The sequence below is a fragment of the Mesorhizobium sp. W016 genome, from assembly GCF_054719485.1.
Genome location: NZ_JBTTIF010000002.1, coordinates 6,102,081 through 6,122,074, shown reverse-complemented (window position 1 = coordinate 6,122,074; position 19,994 = coordinate 6,102,081). Strand labels below are relative to the sequence as shown.

Sequence of the window (19,994 nt, the reverse complement as noted above, 5' to 3'; positions counted from 1 at the left end):
AGGATGGTGGCAACCGCATAGGGTGCTCCCCCACTCCGTCTCGGCTTCGCCGAGCCACCTCTCCCCCACATCCGTGGGGGAAGAGGAAACGCTAATCTCCGAGGTCGCGGCCTTCAAAAGTTTGGGTGTCCCTCTCTCTCGAAAAGCTTGGGTTCCTCCACGCCAAAAAGCTTGGCATTTCCTCTCCCCACGGACGTGGGGGTAGAGGGGGCTCGGCGAAGCCGAGAGGGAGTGAGGGCTGGCGCTGGCCTCGGCCCCTACCGCTCCTCCACAATCCGCAAATATGCCGCCGTCACGAACAGCACGATCAGCCCGAACAAGATCCGCCGTGCCCCCTCCGGCATCTGCAGGATGGTCAGCAGTGTTGTCAGCACGGTCAGGATCAGGGCGCCGATGATGGTGCCGGTGTAGCCGCCGCGGCCGCCGAAGATGGAGGTGCCGCCGATGACGGCGGCGGCGACCGAGGGCAGCACCAGCGGTTCGGCGAGCGACAGCGACGGCGCCTTGATCAGGCCGATATAGAGCAGGCCGGTGATGCCGGCGAGCACGCTAGAGGTGACGTAGAGCGCGGTGATGACCTGCCAGTATTGCACGCCCGACAGGCGGGTCGCGCGCTCATTGTCGCCGACGGCGTAGAGCAGGCGGCCGAAGCCGGTCCGGGCGAGCGTGAAGACGATGAGGGCGGCGAGCGGCACGAACAAAAGCAGCGCGTTGGGGAAGCCCCATGTCACGCCGGTGCCGAGCCAAGCCAAGAAGTCGGGGATTTTTGCGCCCGACGCGATCACCGTGCGCTGGTAGACCTGCAGGCAGCCGGTGCCGATCAGGCTGGTGCCCAGCGTCATGATCAGCGGGTGGACGCGGAAGACACCGACGCCGATGCCGTTGACGAGGCCGATCAGCACCGCCGGCATCATCGCCAGCAGGAACGCCACCGCCGGGTCCTGGTTGACCACTTGCGTCGCCATGATGAAGGCGCTCATCGTTGCCACCGTGCCGACCGACAGGTCGATGCCGCCGGTCAGCATGGTCATGGTCTGGCATCCCGCGAGGATCGCCAGCGGGATGGCGAATTTGATGGTGTTGGCGATCCAGCGCTCGTTGACGATGCCGGGGCGCAGGACCTGCAGGATTATAACCAGGATGGCGAGCAGGACGATCAGCGGGATGAGCGGGCGATCGGCCATGAAGCGCTTTATGCGGCGGCCGAAGGGGACCGGGGTGATGGCGGTGGTGCTCATGGGGCGGCTCTTGCTCGCGATGAGGTTTGCAAGGTGCGGCAAGTTGGCGAGGACAGTGCTCTACGGCGCCCCCCTCTGGCCTGCCGGCCATCTCCCCCACTTGTGGGGAGATTGGCAGCTTCAGCGCCTCGCTCATTCTTGCAAGGTTGGAGATTGGCGAAGGTCGTCGCGACATCCAATCTCCCCCCTTGTGGGGGAGATGTCCGGCAGGACAGAGGGGGGCGCGAAGGAACGCCGACGTCTCTCTGCGACAGCACACCCATCATTGCCGCCCCCGCATCGTGATAAACGCCCCGAACATCACCACCGCCACCATGATCAGCCCCTCGATGATGGCGGTGACATTCGGGTCGATGGCAAGCAGCGTCAAATCCGTGCGCACCAGGCGCAACACGAAGACGGCGACGATCGGGCCGAGCAGGCCGCCCTTGCCGCCGCCGAGCGCGACGCCGCCCAGCACCACGGCGGCGACGCTGGCGAGCAGATAGGGGCCGGGGATGGGGGCGCCGATGCCGGTGCTCATGGTCAGCGCCAGGCCGCCAAAGGCGGCGAACAGGCCGGACAGCGCATAGGCGATGATGCGAGTGCGCTTGACCGGCACGCCGGAGCGGAACGCCGCCAGTTCGCTAGAGCCGATGGCGTAGATGGAGAGGCCGAGGCGCGAGCGCCGCAGCGGTATCCAGATGACGCAGAGGCACACGATCAGCACCAGCAGCGCCTTGGGCAGCCAGGCGTCTATGGCGTCGGGCAGGCCGGGGATCGGTACGGTGCCAGAGATCAGCGCCTTCAGCCATTCGGCGATGCCGCCGCCCGGCGCGTCGAGTACCAGCAGGGCTGCACCCTGCAGCACGAACAGCATGGCCAGCGTCACGACAATGTCGGGCACGCGGGTGACGACGATGAGCAGGCCGTTGAGTGCGCCGAGCACGAAACCCATGGCCAGCACGAAGGGCACCACGAACAGCGCGTATTCCTCGCTCGCGCCATTCATCATCGACGCCGCGGTGACGCTGGTCAGCGCCATCATGGCGGCGACCGACAGGTCAATGCCGCCGGCGATGACGACGACGGTCTGCGCGGCGACTGCGAAGGCATAGGGCAGAACGGCTCGGGCGAGCGAGCCGAAATCATTGCTGCCATAGGCCGGCTGGATGATCCTGGTGGCGATGAACAGGACGATGAGCAGGGCGAACAGGCCGACGACCCAGCCTTGGCGGCGCAGGAAATGGCTCATGGCGCGGCCTCCGGCGAAGCCGAAGTGTTCGCGGTCGGATCAGCCAATATGCCGATATCGGCCTTGGCGCCGCGCGGCAGGCCGTAGGCGGCGCGCATCAGCGCCGGCTCGTCGGCCTCCTCGACCGGAAAAATGTCGACGAGGCGGCCGCCGAAGATGACGATGACACGGTCGCAGACGCGCTGCACCTCTTCCAGTTCGGAGGTGTAGAACAGCACCGACTTGCCGTTGCCGGCGAGTTCGCGCAGCAGCTTGTAGATCTCCTGCTTGGTGCCGACATCGATGCCGCGCGTCGGGTCGAAGCACAGGATGGTGCGGGCATCCGCCGCGATCCAGCGGGCGATGGTCACCTTCTGCTGATTGCCCCCGGACAGGCGCTGCACTTCGCCCTGGGCGCGGGTGTCGATCTGCAGCCGCTCGATGGCGCTGAGCACGGTCGCGCGCTCGCGGCGCATGTTGATCGGCCCCCAGTTGCGCAGCGCGGCACTGAAGGGCAGGGCGATGTTTTCACGGACCGAGCGCTGCATGGCGAGCGCCTCGGAGCGGTCGCCCGGCACATAGGCAATGCCGGCGCGGATGGCGTCGATCGGGTGGGAAAATTTCACGGGCTGGCCATCGACTTCGATGGTGCCGCCGGAGGGCCGGATCGAGCCGGCAAGCGCTGCGAACAACTCGTCCTGGCCCTGGCCTTCGAGCGCGACGACGCCGGCGACTTCGCCGTCGGCGAGATCGAAGGAGACATCGCTGAGCTTGGCGCCGACGCGCAGGTTTCGCACCGAAATGCGCGGCCGGGTGGTCGCGGGCGCGGCCTTCTCGGCAGCACTGCGGGCAGCGACATGGGTTTTGACGATGCGGGTGCCGAGCATCAGCTCGACGATCTTTTCTTCCACGCCCGGCACGATGTCGACGACGCCGACGGTCTCGCCGTCGCGCAGCACGGTGGCGCGGTCGCACAGCGCCGAGATCTCGACGAAGCGGTGCGAGATGAAGATCACGGCGCGGCCCGAATCGCCCTGGCGGCGCACCACTTCCAGCACCTTTTCGGCAAGGTTGGCGGGCAGGGCCGCCGTCATCTCGTCAAGCAGCAGCACGTCGGGCTCGACGGCGAGCGCCCGCGCCAGGTCGAGCACGCGCAGCACGGCGAGCGGGATGTCGCGCGCGGTGTCGCGCAGATCGAGGTCAAGAATGCCGAGCTCGCGCACCCAGGCGCGGAATAGCTCGACCGGCGTGCCGGTGAGCCTGAGGTTGGAGAGAACGTCGAGATCGGGGATCAGCGACGGTTCCTGGTAGACGGGCAGCAGCCCGGCGCGGCGCGCGGCGGCCGGCGAGCGAATGTCGCGCGCCTCGCCGCGGATCAGGATGCGGCCGGCGTTCGCCGGAATGGCGCCTGTCAGGATCTTCACCAGCGTCGACTTGCCGGCGCCGTTGGCGCCCATCAGCGCGTGGACCTCGCCCGGCAGCACGGAGAGCGACGCGTTGCGAAGCGCTGCAACCGCGCCGTAGTTCTTGGCGACGCCGGTGGCGTCGAGGAGGGGGCTGGTGGTCAAATGGTTTGTTGTCAAAATTGATGGTTCCAGAAACTAATGTCGGCGCTCTACGGCGCCCCCCTCTGTCCTGCCGGACATCTCCCCACAAGGGGGGAGATTGGCAGTTCCGGCGCCGCCCCTCGTCTTGCGACGTAGAAAATTAGCGAAAGCCGAGATGACAGCCAATCTCCCCACCTGTGGGGGAGATGTCCGGCAGGACAGAGGGGGCGCCGTAGAGCGCTAGTCTGTGTGACGAGGACGGCCGTTCGCCGTCCTCGCCAGTTCATTCAAACCAGGCTTACTCCCCCGGCCCCTTGCAGGCCACGATCTGCTCCTTCGTGTAGGTCGTCCACTCCGGGATCGAGATCGAGACCGGCCATTCCGGGCTGAGCGACGGGTCGGCGGCTGCCTTCAGCTTGGCCTTGCCTTCGTCGGTGGCGTTGTCCCACAGCTGCGGGTCGACCAGCACGGTCTGCTGCGCCGGCTTCTTGCCGTCGAGGATCTGCAGCGCGAGCGTCACGCCCGCGCCGCCGATCGAGCCGGGGTTGGTGACGGCTGCACCGACGAGACCTTTCACCGAGCTCAGCTGGCCGACGAAGCCGGCATTGTCGGCGCCGACCACCGGCACCAGCGGCGCCTGCGATTCGACCAGCGCGTCGACGATGACGTTGTCGATGCCGGAGGTCCACACACCGTTGAACGGCGTGCCGGTGGCCAGGAACGACAGCATCTGCTGCTTGGCCTGATCCTGCTGCCAGCCGGTGAAGACTTCCTGAGCCACCTTCACGCCGGGGTTTTCAGCCAGCGCCTTCTTGAAGCCTTTGTCGCGATCGCTATCGGCCGAGGCGCCGGCGGCGCCGCGCATGTAGAACACTTCGCCCTTGCCGCCCATCTGCTGGAACAGCCATTTGGCGCCGAGATAGGCATACTGTTCCTGGTTGTTGGAGATGATGTAGGCCGACGGTTCGGTCACCGCCTGGTCGACGGCAACGACGACGATGCCGGCCTTGGTGGCTTCTTCCAGGCCCGCCTTGATGCCGGCGGGATCAGCGGGGTTGACGACGATGGCGTCGACCTTGGCGCTGATCAGATTGCGGATGTCTTCGAGCTGGCCGGCGGCATCGGTGTTGCGGTGGGCGATGTTGAGCTTCGTCACTTCGCCCGAAGCCAGCGCCTGCGCCTTCATGGCGCAGACCATTTCCTCGCGCCAGCCATTGCCCTGCACGGTGTTGGAAATGCCGATCGTATATTTGGCTTCGGCCGACGACACGCCCATCGATGCCAGCAAGGCAGCGCCCGCAAGCAACGGGACCATGGTCAGTATTTTCTTCATGTCAGTACTCCTCCACATTGTTGTTTTTCGTCTCAGGGTCAGACCCTTCGGCAGGTTCAGACCAAGTCATTCACCTCGTCATTTGACGAAGGGGCGCAGCACGTCGCGGGCGAGCAGGAAGCCCCGCTTCACCGCATCGTCGTTGCCTTCAAACCGCCTGTCCTCATGTTCGATGATGACCGAGCCGTCATAGCCGGCGCGGTAGAGGCCGGAGAAGAAGCCGCTCCAGTCGACATCGCCCAATCCCGGCATGCGCGGCACCTGCCAGCCTATCCCGGCGGAAAGAATCCCGCGCTCATACAAACCATCATGATCGATCATCAAATCCTTGGCGTGGACATGCAGCATGTAGGGGCCGAACTCCTTGATGAAGCGGCCCTGGTCGATCATCTGCCAGACCAGATGCGAGGGGTCGAAATTCATGCCGACCTCGCCGCCCCAGGCCTCGAGGATGCGCCGCCAGATGTAGGGCGAATAGGCGATGTTGTGCCCGCCCGGCCACTCGTCATAACTGAAGATCATCGGGCAGTTCTCGAAGGCGAGTTTTACCCCGTGGCCGCGCGCATAGGCGACGGTCTCGGGCCAGACTTTCAGCGCGTCCTGCCAGTTGACGTCGACGGTCTTCGAGGCATCGCCACCGCAGAAGGTGTTGACCACCGGCACGCCCATATTGGCGGCCAGCACGATGACCTTCTTCAGATGGCCGATGACGGCCTCGCGATGGGCAGGGTCCGGATGCAGTGGGTTGGGATAGTAGCCGAGGCCGGAGACCGTCAGCTTCTTCTCCGTCAGCGAGGCGACGATCTCCTTGGCCTGCGCGAGCGAGGTGGAAGCGGCATCGATATGGCTGGTGCCGGCATAGCGCCGCGTCGCGCCGGAGGTCTTCGGCCAGCAGGCGATTTCCAGCGCCTCGAAGCCGGCCGAGTGCGCCCAGTCGGCAACCTCGCCAAGCGGCGTCTCCGCAAAAGGTGCTGTAAGCACTCCTAGTTTCATTCTGCCTCCCTAGACCCCGACGACTATAATGCCGATTGTTTGGATCGCTTCAACCTCGCGACCTCATCTTGTTCGAGACTGTGCCGGACAGCCGCCATCGGATCGTCCGACAGCAGGTCGCCCAGCGCCGATGTGACGGCCGCGCGGAACGTCCCGTCAACGGCAAGGCCGGGGTCGAATATCCCGTCGATGGCAAGGATGGCGGACACCAGCGCGCTGGCATCGGGACCCGTCGCGTCGGCGATTGCGGCGACCTTGCCGGCATAGGGATCCGACACCGGCCAGCGTCTGCCGAAACGTTCCGAGGCCTGTATCAGATAGGCCATCCAGCCGGCGACCGGCACCGACAGCAGGCCGATGCTCTGGCCCATCGCAAGCCGGTCGCGGATCGGGTTGAGCAGGCGCTGGACGATCTTCTGCGAACCGTCGGTTGCGACCTGGTGGTTGCGGTGGCGGATCGCGGTGTTCTTCAGCCGGCCGAGGCTCTGCTCGACATAGGCAAGCGGCAGGATGCCCGGCACCGGCATCAGCGTCGGCACAGTCTCTTCGACCAGCATGCGCCTGATGAAGTCCGACAGCAGCGGGTCGGCCATTGCATCCGATGTGTGCTCGAGACCAGCCAGAACGCCGAGCGTGGCGAGTGCCGTCTGGGCGCCATTCAGCACCCGCATCTTGAGATGCTCAAACGGCGTGACGTCGTCGACAAAGGTGGCGCCGACCAGATCCCAGCGCGGCATGCGGCCGGCGAATTTTTCCTCGATCACCCATTGCCGGAACGGCTCACCGACAGCGACGGCGGCATCGTGGTAGCCGAACCATTGTTCGACACTGTCGAGGTCATCCTGCGTCACCGCCGGCGCGATGCGGTCGACCATGGCCGCGGGGAACGCGACATTGGCCTCTATCCAGCGGGCCAGCCCTTTGCTCCGCCGTTCGGCAAACGTCCGCACGACATTGTTCAGAATAGTACCGTTGGTCGGGATGTTGTCACAGGAGAGAAACGTTATGGGTCGCTCATGTGTGGCCCTGCGCTGCTCCAGCGCCCGCACCAGCAGGCCGGGCACGCTGCGTGGCGTCTCGGGGTTGGCGAGGTCGTGGACGATGTCGGGATGGCCAAGGTCGAGTTCGCCGCTGGACGGGATGTGGCAATAGCCTTTTTCGGTCACCGTCATCGTCACCAGCTCGATATCGGGTGAGATCAGCACGCCGAGCGCCGGTGCCGCACTCTCCTGGCTGTCGACCACCCGGACGATGCTGCCGATGACGCGCGCCTCGATGTGGCTGTTCTCGCGGATCAGCCTTGTGTAGAGCCCGCCCTGCCGTCCCAGCGTGTCGGCAAGGCGGGGCGGACGGATGTTGATGCCGACGATGCCCCAGCGGTCGAAGCGCAGCGAGATGAGATCGTCGGTGTATTCGGCCTGATGGCAGCGATGGAAGGCGCCGACGCCGAGATGCGCCATGCCGGGCGCCAGCATCGTGCGGTCGTAGGACGGTGTCTGGACCGAAGCCGGCAAGCGATCGAGCAGCGCCGGCCCAAGCGTTTCGGTGGAAGCGCTCACCGGTTCGCTCCGATCACCGCCTGCTCCTGGTCGATGACCGCGCCGGTCATCGGGCCGGCGGCGTCGGACAGCAGGAAGACGGCGAGGCTGGCGATGTCGTTCGGGGTCAGCAGCCGCCCGAAAGGCTGCGCGGCATTGGCCTTGTCGAGCCAGCCGGGGCCGTTGCCCAATGTCTCCGCCTGCATGATGCGTTCGGCCGGCGTGTCGGTCCAGCCGACATTGATGCCGTTGACGCGGATGCGGTCGAAGCGGTGGGCGTTGGCGGCGTTCCTGGTCAGCGTCGCCAGCGCGCCCTTGGTGGCGGAATAGACGGCAAGCTCCGGCGAGCCGCAATGGGCATTGATCGACAGAATGTTGAGAATGGCGCCACCTTGGCCGCGCTGCTTCATGTCGGCAATCGCCGCCTGCATCAGGAAGAACGGCGCGCGCGCATTGACGGCAAACAGCGCCGCCCAATCGTCGAGGCTGGCGTCGAGGAAAGAGGCGCGATCGGTCAGGCCGGCGGCGTTGACCAGCGCATCGATGCGGCCGAAGCGCTCGATGCAGGCCTGCGCCAGAAGGGTGGGGGCGTCAGGATCGGCAAGGTCGGCGGCGACGAAGATGGTCGGCGTGCCCAATTGCGAAAGCTCGGCCGCCACGGCCTCGCCACGCGCCCTCTCGCGCCCGGTGACCAACAGCCCGGCGGCACCGGAACGTGCCAGCGTCTCGGCAATGGCGCGGCCAATGCCTTGCGTCGACCCGGTGACCAGAGCCACCTTGCCGTCAAGCCGGATCTCCATTCCTCCTCCCGGGAATAAAGTTTCTATTTTGAGAAATATGGAACGGCAATTCCCGATAGTCAATTGGACCAGTGACGCCTCATTCGCCGCGCAGCGTCGCCACGCCATGGACCAGCGCCATCCCAACGGCGAGCGAGGCCGCCAGTGAGCGGAAGCCGGCAAAGTCGGATTCCACCACTTCCAGCCAGCTGTCCGAGAGCGGGGTCAGCGGGCTGAAGGTGCTGTCGGTGACGGTGACGATACGCGCCTTGCGCTCATGCGCCACCGCGACGAGATCGGGCGTGATCGAATTGTAGGGGCTGAAGGAGACAGCGAGCACGGCATCCCGGCCGCCGATGCAGCCGATCTGGTCGAGTGCGGAGGAGCCGACATTGTCGACCAGCACGTTGCGCACGCCCTGCTGCGAGAGCGTCAGCGAGAGATAGGCGGTGACGGGAAAGGCGCGCTTGGAGCCGATGACATAGATCAACTCGGCCGCTGCCAGCAGCGCCACCATCTTGTCGAAACTCTCGACATCGAAGCCGGCCTCGATGCGGCCAAGCGAGGCCTGCGATGCGCCGACCATGCCGTGCAGGAAATGCAGATTCGGCTCGGTCTCAGTGCGCGGCTCGCCGCGCCCTTCCGGCCATGAGCCCTTGATGTGCTCCTTGAACAGGCCCTGGAAATCGGAAAAGCCGGAATAGCCGAAGATCTGGGCAAAGCGCACCAGAGTCGAGGGCTGCACGCCGGCCTGTGCCGCAACCTGCGCGATGGTGCCGAGCGCGACGTCGCTCGGATGCTGCCACAGGAAGATTGCCACCTGGCGCAGCCGCTTGGGGAAATGCACCGTGCCCGACGACAGCACGGCGCGCAGCTCCTCGTAGGTCTGCGGCTGGATATAGCCGAGTGCTGCCAGGGAGCGCCCGCGCTTGCGCGTCGCCGCCTCGTCGGTGCTGGACCGTCCGGATGCCTTGCTTGCCCCAGTCATGATTTCAGGCTAGCGCGATACGATCGTTTTACAATATGAAAATTGGAAATCATGTTCGAAAGTGTGACTGATGCGAGCGGTCAAAAGCAGCGCTCTACGGCGCCCCCCTCTGTCCTGCCGGACATCTCCCCCACGGGTGGGGAGATTGGCAGTTTCGCCTTCGGCGCCCTCTTGCGACGTCTGAGATTGGCGAAGGCCGCTGTGGTGCCTGATCTCCCCCCTCGTGGGGGAGATGTCCGGTAGGACAGAGGGGGGCGGGACAGAACTCGACGACGGCAAAACTGTCTTCCCAGGAGGAAACATGGTCTACGCAACATCGGACGGATCGGCGGGCAAGCGGCTGCGGGTCGGCATGGTCGGCGGCGGCCGCAACGCTTTCATCGGCGCGGTGCATCGGCTCGCCATGCGCCTCGACGACCAGATCGTGCTGGTCGCCGGCGCGCTGTCGTCGGACCCGGAAAACGCCGCCGCATCGGCCGCCGTGATCGGCATCGCGCCCGAGCGCAGCTATGCCGATTATCGCGCCATGGCACGAGCCGAAGCGGCGCGGCCGGACGGCATCGAGGCGGTGGTCATCGTCACGCCCAACCATCTGCACGCGCCGATCGCCACGGCCTTTCTCGAGGCCGGCATCGACGTGATCTGCGACAAGCCGCTGTCGACGACGCTGGCCGACGCAGAAGCATTGGTGGCGCTGGCGCGGGAGAAAAAGCGACGCTTCGTCGTCACGCTCAACAACACCGGCTACGCCATGGTCCGCCAGGCGCGCGAGATGGTGGCGGCGGGCGCGCTTGGCCGCATCGTGTCCGTGCATGGCGCCTACATCCAGGACTGGCTGACCAAGCCGATCGACGCCGAGGGCCAGAAGCAGGCGGAGTGGCGCACCGATCCGGCGCGCGCCGGGCAGTCGGCGGTGCTGGCCGATATCGGCGTGCATGCCTTCAACCTGGCAAGCTATATCTCCGGCTGTGAGGCCGAGGCGGTGTCGGCCGATCTGTTCACCGCCGTCCCCAGACGCCGGCTCGACGACAATGCGCATGTGCTGGTGCACTGGACGGGCGGGGCGCGCGGCACGATCCTCGCCAGCCAGACCTCGCCCGGCCACTACAATGATCTCTCGGTGCGCATCTATGGCGACAAAGCCGGGCTCGAATGGTCGGGCGGCCGGCCGGAAGAACTGCGCTTCTCCATCTACGGCGAGGAGACCCGCACGCTGGTGCGCGGCGGCCATGGCTCGACCACTGAGAGCCAGCGCGTGTCGCGCATGCCGGCGGCGCATCCGGAGGGATATATCGAGGCCTTCGCCAATTTCTACCGCGACGCCGCCGACATCATTCGCGCGCACCGTTCGGGCGGGTCGGTTGATCCGGCGCGCGCGGCACAGGTGCCCGATGTCGTCGATGGCGCGCGCGGGGTGAAGTTTGTGGCGGCGGCGGTGGAGTCGAATGCTGCGGGTGGGGCTTGGACGGCGGCACGGTTCGGGTGAGGCGAGCTATCCCTTGATGGCCGAGCCGACGATGGAATCGACGAAGAAGCGCTGCAGGAAGACGAACAGGATGAGCGGCGGCAGCACGGCCAGCGTGGCGCCGGCCATCACCAGGCCGGTGTTGACCGCACCTCTGTTGTAGCTGAGCAGGCGGCTCAGGCTGATGACGATCGGATAGGCGTCGGCATTGCCCTGCAGCACGGTCAGCGGCCACAGATAGCTGTTCCAGTGGTAGACGAAGGCGAAGAGGGCCAGAGCCGCGATTGCGGGGGCGATGCTGGGCGCGACGATCTTGTAGAGGATCAAGAACTCCGAGGCGCCGTCCATGCGCGCGGCGTCGATGAGCTCGTCGGGAACGCCGGAGATGAACTGGCGCATCAGGAAGATGCCGAAAGCATTGGCGAGATTGGGCACGATGATGCCGGCGAGGCTGGCGTTGAGGCCGATCGAGCCGACCAGGCGATAGAGCGGGATCAGCGTCACGATCGGCGGCAGGAACATGGTGGCGATCAGCACAGAGAACAGCAGCGACTTGGCGGGGAAGTGGTATTTGGCGAAGGCGTAGCCGGCCATCATGCTGGTCAGCAGGATGCCGGCGGTGGTGATCGAGGCGATGACCAGGGAATTCCACATCGAGCGGCCGACATTGACCACGCCCGACACCTTCTCATAGGCGTCGAAGCTCGGCGTAAGGGGGATCCACACCGGCGGCACCTGCATGCTCTCGGCCGGCGTCTTGAGGCTCGACAGCACCATCCATACCAGCGGGAAGGCCGAGGCGACGGCGACCAGCAGCATCAGCGTCGCCAGCAGCGCCTTGCGGCCCGACGGGCGCCGGCGCGACAGCCGGCTCGACGATCCCGCGCTCATTCGTCGTTCTTCCGGTTGGCGAAGGCAAACAGCGCGCAGACGACGACAATCAGCGAAAGCATCAGCATCACCGCCATGGCCGAACCCAGTCCACCCTGCGCACGCTCGATGCCGACGCGGCGGATGTGGTAGGTCAGCACATTGGTCGAGCCGACCGGCCCGCCCTGCGTGATCAGGGCAACCGGCTCGAACACCTGCACGGCGTTAATGATGGCGATGACGGCGCTGAACAGAAGCGTGCGCCGTATCAGCGGCAGGGTGATGAAGCGGAACTGCTCGAAACGGTTGGCGCCGTCGAGCTTTGCTGCTTCATACAGGCTGCCGGGGATTTGCGTCAGTCCGGCGATCGCCAGCACGGTGAAATAGCCGACCTGCTGCCAGACATTGAGGAAGACGATCGAGATCAGCGCCGAGCGCGGCGACGACAGGAAAGGCTGCGGGCCGATGCCGATAAGGCCGAGCATCTGGTTGAGAGGGCCTTCGCTCGGCGAATAGAGTTTCGACCACACCAGCGCGACAGCGATCATCGGCACCATGTAGGTGGCAAACAGCACCGTGCGCAGCGCCGTGCCGCCGGCGACGTCGCGCTGGTAAACCATCAGGCCGAAGGCCACCGACAGAGGCAGGATGAGGACGACGGAGAGCGCGGTGTAGACGGCTGTGTTGGCGAGCGCGGCCTTGAAATCGCGGCCGACCGAGGAGACCCCAAAAATCTCGCGGAAATTGTCGACGCCGACGAAGCCGGCGCTGGAAAACGGTGTCTGCGTCGACCAGTCCTGGAACGACAGCCAGACGGTGAGCAGCATTGGCAACAGGACGAAGATGCCGATCAGCGTCACGGCGGGCGCCAGCATGATGCCCGCCGAGGCACGGTACCTCTGAATCATTATTTGGCGGCGCGCTCCAGGATCGAAATGGCGTCGGCCTGCGCCGTCGCCTGCGCATCCTTGGCCGAGACCTGGCCATACTGCAACGCCTCGAGCGTCTGCTGCAGCGATTCCGAGAATTCCTGGCCGCCCGGCACCACCGGGAACGGCTTGGCGTCGGTGAGCACGCTGACATAGCCGGAGAGGAATTCCGAGCCGAGCTTGTCCTTGTGCGCCTCGATGTCGGAGAGGCGTGAGGGCAGGATGCCCATCGACATGAGGATATCCGACATCGCGGAAGCGCCGTTCTTGCCGGACTTTGGATTGTTCAGCCAGGCGAGGAAGTCCCACGCCGCCTTCTGCTCGGCGGCACCTGCATTGGCGTTGACCACGGTCATCCAGGAGTAGGAGATCGAATGCGGCTTGTCGCCGCTCGGGCCGACGGGAATCGGCGCCGTTGCAATGTCGGCGAATCTGTCGCCCATGCCGGCCTTCAGCGCGCTCTCCCACCAATTGGCCATGATGATCATGCCGGTCTTGCCGGAGACGAAATTGTCGAGGAAGGGGCCGGTGGTGTTGGCGTCGGCTGTCGCCATCGACGGCACGCTGGCGCCCGACTTGATCAGGTCTTCATAGAGCTGGAAAGTCTCCGCGGCCTGCGGGCTGTCGAGCACCGGCTTGCCGTCCTTGACCAGGTCGCCGCCATTGGAGACCAGCAGCGAGGCGAAGGGGTGGACGACGCCGGCCGCCCAGGAGTTGATCATGCCGAAGCCTTGCTGTCCCGCATCCTGGTTGGTCAGCTTCTTGGCCGCATCCTTGAACTCGTCCCAGGTCTTGGGTGGCGCCGCGATGCCGGCCTGCTTGAGCAGCGCCTTGTTGTAGTTCAGCGCATAGACGTCGATTTCGTTGGGGATGCCGTAGAGCGTGCCGCCGACCGAGGCGGCGCTGGTGATGCCCGCCGGCCATGCGGCCTTGACCTCGCTGGCCACCGCATCGGGGGCGGGCGCGACCAGCTTGTCGCGCGCCAGTTCCGGCAACCAGAGATCGTAGATGCCGCCGATCGTCGGGCCGTCCGCGCCGCCGCCTTGCGAGCGCAGCGTGGTCAGGAGGTCGCCGAAGGGGACGGCGCGCACGGTGACGCTGACATCCGGATTGGTCTTGGCATAATCCTTGGCCGCCGCTTCCAGCAGCGCGACCGTCTCCGGCGACCAGTGGGTGAGATAGGAGATGTTGACCGATTGCGCCCAGCCGGTGGTGGGCAGGATGGCGAGGCCTGCGGCCAGTGCCAGTTTCGACGTCCAGGCAAACGACATTCCTCATCCTCCTATCGGTTCACAATGACGTTATGACAAGTTAGCGCGGCGACGCAAGGGCTTGCTGGCGAAAAAGTCTCACATGGCACGGTCACAGATTTCTTTGCAGCGCTGGAATGTGGATATTTATCGTTATATAACAAACGGATGCGGGTACTGCAATGTCGTGAGGGGGCCAACGCCGCCATTCCTGAGGCGCAGCAGACCTCTTGCGAATGCCGCTATGTCATTATAATGACTTTTCCCGAGCCAATGACTCTCTCACGGCAGGAAATGCCGCGGGACGCCAAGGACAGAGAACAATGGGAGACTGGCAATGAGCATGCTTTCACTTGACCGGCGCGCAGCACTTGGCCTGATCGGCGGCCTTGCCGCCGCCTGCGCCGGTGTCTTCGCCTCATTGCCGGCGCGAGCCGCCGACAGCACGGTGACGCTGTGGAGCTGGCGCACCGAGGACGAGGCAGCGATGCGCCGCATCTTCGATGCCTTCGAGGCGAAGAACCCCGGCATCAAGGTCGCCATCCAGTTCACGCCCGATGCCGACTACCAGAACCGGCTGAGCACGGCGCTGCGCGGCGGGCGCGGGCCCGACATCGCCCAGCTCAAGGCCTATGGCGAATTGCAGCCCTTCGTCGAGGCCGGCTATCTCGACGCGCTGGACGACAGCGTGCCGGAGCTGAAGGACATGGAGGACGCGGCGCTTGGCGGCGCGCGCGGCCGCAGCGACGGCAAGCTCTATGGCGTGCCCTATTCGGTGCCGATGATGGGCGTCTTCTACAACCAGGATATCTTCGCCGCCCAGGGCATCGAGATACCGAAGACCTACAAGGATTTCACCGCTGTCTGCGAGAAGCTGAAGGCGGCCGGCATCACGCCGATCGCCACCGGCGGCGCCAACGGCTCGGCCTGGGAACTGGAGATCGCCGTCGGCGTCGTCGGCCCGACCGTCTATGGTCCTGAATTCTACGACGAGATGATGAGCGGCAAGGCGACCTTCGAGGATCCGCGCTATGTCGCGGCGCTGAAGCGCTTCGCCGAGCTGAAGCCGTATTTCCCCGACGGCTTCGCCGGCATCGACTACACCACCGCCACGCAGCAGTTCATCGGCGGCAAGGCGGCGATGTTCCTCGGCGGTTCGTTCGAGAACGGCAGCTTCAAGGCGCAGAACCCGAAGCTGAAATTCTCGATCTTCCCGTTCCCCGCCGACGATGCCGGGGCAAAACTCTACACCTCGGCCTTCTCCGACGGCTCCTATGGCCTGGTCTCCGAGAGCCAGAACAAGGAAGCCGCGACCAAGGTGCTGGGCTTCATGGCTTCGGCAGAGTTCGCGCAGATGTTCGCCGACGAGCTCGGCTGGCCGCCGGCCCGCACGGATGTGACGGTGAAGGATCCAGTGCTGGCCTCGATGATGGAGATGGCGAAGAATTCGACGCCCTATCTGACGCTGGTCGGCTTCCGCTGGCAGTCGCCGACGGCGTCTTCGGTGCTGCAGTCGGAGATCATCGACATGGTCGAAGGCAACATCGCGCCGGAGAAGCTGGCGGCCGACATGCAGGCCGCAGTCGCCACCTGGTTCAAGCCGAAGCAGTAGGCGCGGCCGGTCGCAAAGCGGCCGGCCTCTCACGGACCAGAAAAGCGCATGAGCACCCTTCGCCGCACCAGCAGCCTTCGCCGCACGCAGCAGCGCATGGCCGTGCTGTTCATCCTGCCGGCGCTGGCGGTCTATGCGCTGTTCGTCCTCTATCCCCTGGGGATGTCGCTCTGGGGCAGCTTCTTCGTCTGGAAGGGGCTGCGCATGGTCGAGTTCGCCGGCCTGTCGAATTTCTCAAGGCTGTTCGTTTTCCCCAGCGGCGCGCGGATCTACGGCGCGCTGTGGCACAACACCGCCTGGTTCTTCGGCATCATGGTCTTCCAAAATGGCCTCGGCCTGTTGTTCGCCTGGCTGCTGTTCCTGCGCGACAAGGGTGCGGCCTTCTTCCAGTCGGTGTTCTTCTTTCCGGCGGTGCTGAGCCCGGTCATCATTGGCGCGCTGTGGCGGTTGCTTTTGGCACCGGGTGGCGTCGTCGAATGGGCGCTGAACGGGCTCGGCCTGCACCAGGGCAGCCTGACTGTGCTCGGCAACAGCCACACCGCGCTCGCCATGCTGATCGCCGTCGATGCCTGGAACTGGATGGGCCTGCCGGTGCTGATCTACACGGCAGGTCTGCGGCAGATTTCCGGCCAGATTTTCGAGGCGGCAAAACTTGACGGCGCCGGCAATGCGCGCATGCTGTTCTCGATCGCGCTGCCGCTGCTGATGCCGGCGCTGGGCACGCTGACGACTTTGTCGTTCATCAACACCTTCAACCAGTTCGACCTCGTCTATGTCATGCAGGGCGTGCAGGGCAATCCGAGCTATTCGACCGACACGCTGGTGACGTACTTCTACCGGCTGGCCTTCGGCGCGGAAGGTGCTGTCGGCATCACCGATATCGGTCTGGCTTTGGCGCTCGGCACCGTGCTGTTTTTGATCCTCAGCATCGGCACGCTCATGATGCTGCGCTTCTTCGACCGCCGCACGGTGCAGCTATGAGCGCGCTGGCGATTTCACAAAGACCGGCCATCTCTCGGCAGCTGGCGCGGCTGCCCGGCTGGACGGTGCTGGTCGTTTGGACGGCGGCCGTGCTGTTGCCGCTCTACATCCTCATCGTTTCCTGTTTCAAGACCACGGCCGAGATCTACGACAACAGGCTCGGCCTGCCGCAAAGCTTTGCCTTCGACAATTTCATCAACGCCTGGACGCGCGCCGATCTCGGCCAGAATTTCATCAACAGCCTGATCGTCACGGGCGGCGCCGTCATCCTCACCATCGTCGTCTCGGCGATGGCCGCCTATCCGCTCAGCCGCTACAAGCTTGGCTGGAATGCCATCATGCTCGGCCTGTTCCTGTCCGGCATCATGCTGCCCATCCGGTTGGCCTCGGTCGAACTGTTCACGCTGATGCGCAGTCTCGGCCTGCTGGATTCGCTGACCGGGCTGATCCTGGTCTATTCGGCGATCCGCATTCCCTTCGCCGTCTTCATCTTCGCCAATTTCATGCGCGTCTTGCCCTCCGAGTTGGACGAGGCGGCGCGCATGGACGGCGCCGGCGAGGTCCGCATCCTGTTCCAGATCATCCTGCCGATGGTCAAGCCGGCGGTGTCGATCGTGGCAATCTTCACCGCGATCGCGGTGTGGAACGATTTCTTCTTCCCGCTGATCTTCATCTTCGACGACCGCTACAAGACGGTGCCGCTGGCGATCAGCGTCTTCGTCGGCCAGTTCCGCACCGACTGGGGCCTGGTGTTCGCCTCGCTGGCGATATCCATGGCGCCCATCCTGATCATGTATTGTCTGCTGGCGCGGCAGATTCGCGAAGGCGTCGGCACCGGAGGGGGCATGAAATGATCGAAGACAGGATTTATGCGGCGAAATCCATCCTGGTGGTCGGCGCACACGCCTTCGATGCCGAGGTGATGGCCGGGCCGCTGGCGGCCGCTGCCGTCAAGCGCGGCGCCACGGTGACCTTCCTGCATCTGACCATGGGTGAGCAGGGCCATCCGTACCTGGTTCCCGCGCATTATTGCGTGCAGAAGGAAGAGGAAGCAGGCAGCGCGGCGGAGCGGCTCGGCGTCACCATGCGTGGCTTTGGCCTGCGCGACGGCTTCCTGCCCACAGACGATCAGACGGCGCTCGAAGTGGGCGACATCATTCGCGAGCTGAAACCCGAGATCGTCATCACGCATTGGCATGGCAGCTGGCACAAGGACCATCGCGCCGCCGCGCATTTGACGAAGACCGGTATCTTCTTCGCCGGACTGCCGACCGTTGCCAGCGACCATCCGGCGCACACGCCGCAACTGCTGCTGTTCGGCGAGAACTGGGAGGACGATGACGGCTTCCGGCCCGAGCATCTCGTCGATGTCAGCGACGGGTTCGAGGCCTGGCGCGACGCGGTCATGGAGTATGAGCTGGCGCGCGGCCTGAGCAGCTTCCCCTATGTCGACTATTACAGTTCGCTCTACCGGCTGCGCGGCTGCCTGCGCGGCACGCGCCATGCGCAGGCCTTCGCGGCGGCGTCGCATTCGTGGAATGCCGGCAGCGGCCTGTTCTCGCTCCCCTTCGGCAAAGGGTCCGGTCGATGAGGCGGGTACTCGCCATCGACCTCGGCGGCACCAATCTGCGCGCTGCCGTGTCTACGGGCGATGTCGGTGCGTTGGAGGCGCTGGGCAGCGAGCCGGCGCCGGCAACCCTTGATGCCTTCATTGCGCGCATCGACGCGCTGTGCGCCGAGGCCGGGTCGGCCGAAGCGCTTGGCATCGCGGTGCCGGGACTGGTCGAGGGCTCGGTCTGCCGCTGGATCCCCAACTTGCCGTTCCTCGACGGCGTCGATATCCAGCCGCTGTTTCCCAAACTGCGCGTAGCGCTCGGCAATGACGCGCAGATTGCGCTGCTGGCGGAGGCTGTCGAAGGCAGTGCGAAAAACATGTCGGATGCGATCCTGCTCGCCATCGGCACCGGCATCGGTTCGGCGGTGCTGGCCAATGGCCGCATCGTTGCCGGCGCGCATGGCGGCGCCTGCTCGTTCGGCTGGGCCTGCGCCGACGTCAAAGATCATGGCGAGGAGCGCAGCGGCTGGCTGGAGCGCGTCGCGTCGGGCCGGGCGCTTGATGCCCTTGCCGGACAGATCGGCCTTGCCGACGGCCGCCAGCTGATCGCCGCTGCCCAGGCCGGCGAACTGGCCGCACTCACCTTGCTTGAACTGCCGGCGCGACAGCTCGGCACCGCGCTTGCAGGCGCTGTCGCGCTGCTCGATCCGCAAGCGGTTCTGATTTCGGGTGGTTTGGCGGAGGCGCTGGATGTGATCCGGCCGCCGCTGCTTGCAGCGCTGCGACGCCAACTGCCGCCGCATCTGCGCGGCATCGACGTCAAGCCCGGAAAATTTGGTCCCCGCGCCGGCCTCGTCGGCGCGGCGCTGGCCGGCGCCGTTGGGCAAGGGTGGAGGCAGGTGCGATGAGCGAAGCAAGCTTTCAGCAGCCGGACCGCAGACGGCCGGAGCCGCTCTGGTATCAGGTCGAAGAGGCGATCCGCGCCATCGTCAAGAGCGGCGAATGGGCAACGGGCGACCAGATCCCGGCGGAGGACAGGCTGTGCGCCCTGTTCGGCGTCAGCCGTATCACGCTGCGCCACGCCTTGCGCAATCTCGAGGAGGCAGGACTGCTCAGGCGCGAACATGGCCGCGGCACGTTCGTGCGCTCGACCACGCTGGTCGCCGGCACGCGCGAACTGACCAGCTTCACCCAGGAGATGGGCAATATGGGCGTGGTCGCGGGCTCGCGTCTGCTCGACTGCAGCCTGACCACCGCCAACGCGGCGGCTGCCGGCGCGCTGGAGATCGAAGAGGGCGATCCGGTGGTGCGCATCCGCAGGCTGCGGCTCGGCAACAACGAGCCGATCGGCATCCAGACGGCGCAGCTGTCGGCCGTGCGCGTGCCGGGCTTCCTCGATGCCGGCCTGCTGCAGGGCTCGCTCTACGAGGCGCTGGAGCGCCATTACGGCATCGTGCCGGTGGCCGCGCGGGAGAACTACCGGGTCGGCGCGGTCGGCGCGGCGGACGCCGAACTGCTCGACCTCGCTGTCGGCAGCCCGGCCTTCGTCGTCGAACGCATCACCACCGACGAGCGCGGCCCGTTCGAATTCACCGTCTCGATCATGCGCGGCGACCGCTACGAAATCCGCTCGACGCTGCGCGCCGGACGCGTGCCGCTGAACCCGAGAAGCTGATCCATTCCAGACCGACACAGCAAACAGG

The 19,994-nt window shown here is 65.6% G+C and carries 18 protein-coding genes; 7 read left to right on the top strand and 11 right to left on the bottom strand.

Annotated features, from left to right (window positions below):
• Nucleotides 1-257: 257 nt before the first annotated feature.
• From ACYG9V_RS29930 to ACYG9V_RS29895, 8 genes are all read right to left on the bottom strand, one after another.
• Nucleotides 258-1,238 carry an ABC transporter permease gene (locus tag ACYG9V_RS29930; RefSeq protein ID WP_023733566.1) on the bottom strand — a complete coding sequence of 327 codons (981 nt, stop codon included), beginning with the start codon at nucleotides 1,236-1,238 and terminating at the stop codon, nucleotides 258-260.
• Between the two features lie 262 nt (nucleotides 1,239-1,500).
• On the bottom strand, nucleotides 1,501-2,472 hold the full coding sequence (locus ACYG9V_RS29925; RefSeq protein ID WP_023669686.1) for an ABC transporter permease: 972 nt from the start codon (nucleotides 2,470-2,472) through the stop codon (nucleotides 1,501-1,503).
• Nucleotides 2,469-4,019, bottom strand: coding sequence for a sugar ABC transporter ATP-binding protein (locus ACYG9V_RS29920; RefSeq protein ID WP_023714099.1), 1,551 nt, complete (start codon nucleotides 4,017-4,019; stop codon nucleotides 2,469-2,471). Before ACYG9V_RS29920 ends, ACYG9V_RS29925 begins: the two co-directional genes overlap by 4 nt.
• A 277-nt stretch (nucleotides 4,020-4,296) precedes the next feature.
• A complete protein-coding gene (locus tag ACYG9V_RS29915; protein WP_023704174.1) occupies nucleotides 4,297-5,331 on the bottom strand; it encodes an ABC transporter substrate-binding protein in 1,035 nt (344 codons plus the stop codon).
• A gap of 78 nt (nucleotides 5,332-5,409) precedes the next feature.
• Complete coding sequence (locus ACYG9V_RS29910; RefSeq protein WP_352666658.1) at nucleotides 5,410-6,324, bottom strand: sugar phosphate isomerase/epimerase family protein; 915 nt, start codon at nucleotides 6,322-6,324, stop codon at nucleotides 5,410-5,412.
• 23 nt (nucleotides 6,325-6,347) lie between these two features.
• The gene (locus ACYG9V_RS29905; RefSeq protein ID WP_023751382.1) at nucleotides 6,348-7,883 is read right to left on the bottom strand and encodes a mannitol dehydrogenase family protein; all 1,536 of its coding nucleotides are present in this window, start codon (nucleotides 7,881-7,883) and stop codon (nucleotides 6,348-6,350) included.
• Nucleotides 7,880-8,662: an SDR family oxidoreductase gene (locus ACYG9V_RS29900; RefSeq protein WP_023744114.1), complete on the bottom strand. Its 783-nt coding sequence runs from the start codon at nucleotides 8,660-8,662 to the stop codon at nucleotides 7,880-7,882. Before ACYG9V_RS29900 ends, ACYG9V_RS29905 begins: the two co-directional genes overlap by 4 nt.
• A gap of 79 nt (nucleotides 8,663-8,741) precedes the next feature.
• Complete coding sequence (locus ACYG9V_RS29895) at nucleotides 8,742-9,629, bottom strand: MurR/RpiR family transcriptional regulator (protein WP_023744115.1); 888 nt, start codon at nucleotides 9,627-9,629, stop codon at nucleotides 8,742-8,744.
• 301 nt (nucleotides 9,630-9,930) lie between these two features.
• Between ACYG9V_RS29895 and ACYG9V_RS29890 the strand changes: the two genes are divergently transcribed.
• Nucleotides 9,931-11,115 (top strand): Gfo/Idh/MocA family protein, encoded by a 1,185-nt coding sequence (locus ACYG9V_RS29890; RefSeq protein ID WP_023737575.1) that lies wholly within the window; start codon nucleotides 9,931-9,933, stop codon nucleotides 11,113-11,115.
• 6 nt (nucleotides 11,116-11,121) lie between these two features.
• Here ACYG9V_RS29890 and ACYG9V_RS29885 read toward each other — a convergent pair whose 3' ends face one another.
• The 3 genes from ACYG9V_RS29885 to ACYG9V_RS29875 are packed head-to-tail and all read right to left on the bottom strand — an operon-like array spanning nucleotide 11,122 to nucleotide 14,164.
• Complete coding sequence (locus tag ACYG9V_RS29885; protein ID WP_023710857.1) at nucleotides 11,122-11,985, bottom strand: carbohydrate ABC transporter permease; 864 nt, start codon at nucleotides 11,983-11,985, stop codon at nucleotides 11,122-11,124.
• Nucleotides 11,982-12,872 carry a carbohydrate ABC transporter permease gene (locus ACYG9V_RS29880; RefSeq protein WP_023698623.1) on the bottom strand — a complete coding sequence of 297 codons (891 nt, stop codon included), beginning with the start codon at nucleotides 12,870-12,872 and terminating at the stop codon, nucleotides 11,982-11,984. The genes ACYG9V_RS29885 and ACYG9V_RS29880 overlap by 4 nt, the downstream gene beginning before the upstream one ends.
• Nucleotides 12,872-14,164, bottom strand: a complete 1,293-nt coding sequence (locus ACYG9V_RS29875) for an ABC transporter substrate-binding protein (RefSeq protein WP_023698622.1) — start codon at nucleotides 14,162-14,164, stop codon at nucleotides 12,872-12,874. Before ACYG9V_RS29875 ends, ACYG9V_RS29880 begins: the two co-directional genes overlap by 1 nt.
• Before the next feature lie 316 nt (nucleotides 14,165-14,480).
• Between ACYG9V_RS29875 and ACYG9V_RS29870 the strand changes: the two genes are divergently transcribed.
• From ACYG9V_RS29870 to ACYG9V_RS29845, 6 genes are read left to right on the top strand one after another with little or no spacing between them, the layout of a single operon-like run.
• Nucleotides 14,481-15,755 carry an extracellular solute-binding protein gene (locus ACYG9V_RS29870; RefSeq protein ID WP_352762596.1) on the top strand — a complete coding sequence of 425 codons (1,275 nt, stop codon included), beginning with the start codon at nucleotides 14,481-14,483 and terminating at the stop codon, nucleotides 15,753-15,755.
• Nucleotides 15,756-15,803: 48 nt separating this feature from the next.
• Complete coding sequence (locus tag ACYG9V_RS29865; protein WP_031196540.1) at nucleotides 15,804-16,736, top strand: carbohydrate ABC transporter permease; 933 nt, start codon at nucleotides 15,804-15,806, stop codon at nucleotides 16,734-16,736.
• Nucleotides 16,733-17,590: a carbohydrate ABC transporter permease gene (locus ACYG9V_RS29860; protein WP_352762594.1), complete on the top strand. Its 858-nt coding sequence runs from the start codon at nucleotides 16,733-16,735 to the stop codon at nucleotides 17,588-17,590. Before ACYG9V_RS29865 ends, ACYG9V_RS29860 begins: the two co-directional genes overlap by 4 nt.
• Nucleotides 17,587-18,327, top strand: coding sequence for a PIG-L deacetylase family protein (locus ACYG9V_RS29855; RefSeq protein ID WP_031195993.1), 741 nt, complete (start codon nucleotides 17,587-17,589; stop codon nucleotides 18,325-18,327). Before ACYG9V_RS29860 ends, ACYG9V_RS29855 begins: the two co-directional genes overlap by 4 nt.
• A complete protein-coding gene (locus tag ACYG9V_RS29850; RefSeq protein WP_352562645.1) occupies nucleotides 18,324-19,199 on the top strand; it encodes an ROK family protein in 876 nt (291 codons plus the stop codon). The genes ACYG9V_RS29855 and ACYG9V_RS29850 overlap by 4 nt, the downstream gene beginning before the upstream one ends.
• Nucleotides 19,196-19,966: a GntR family transcriptional regulator gene (locus ACYG9V_RS29845; RefSeq protein ID WP_023683130.1), complete on the top strand. Its 771-nt coding sequence runs from the start codon at nucleotides 19,196-19,198 to the stop codon at nucleotides 19,964-19,966. The genes ACYG9V_RS29850 and ACYG9V_RS29845 overlap by 4 nt, the downstream gene beginning before the upstream one ends.
• The last annotated feature ends 28 nt before the right edge of the window (nucleotides 19,967-19,994 follow it).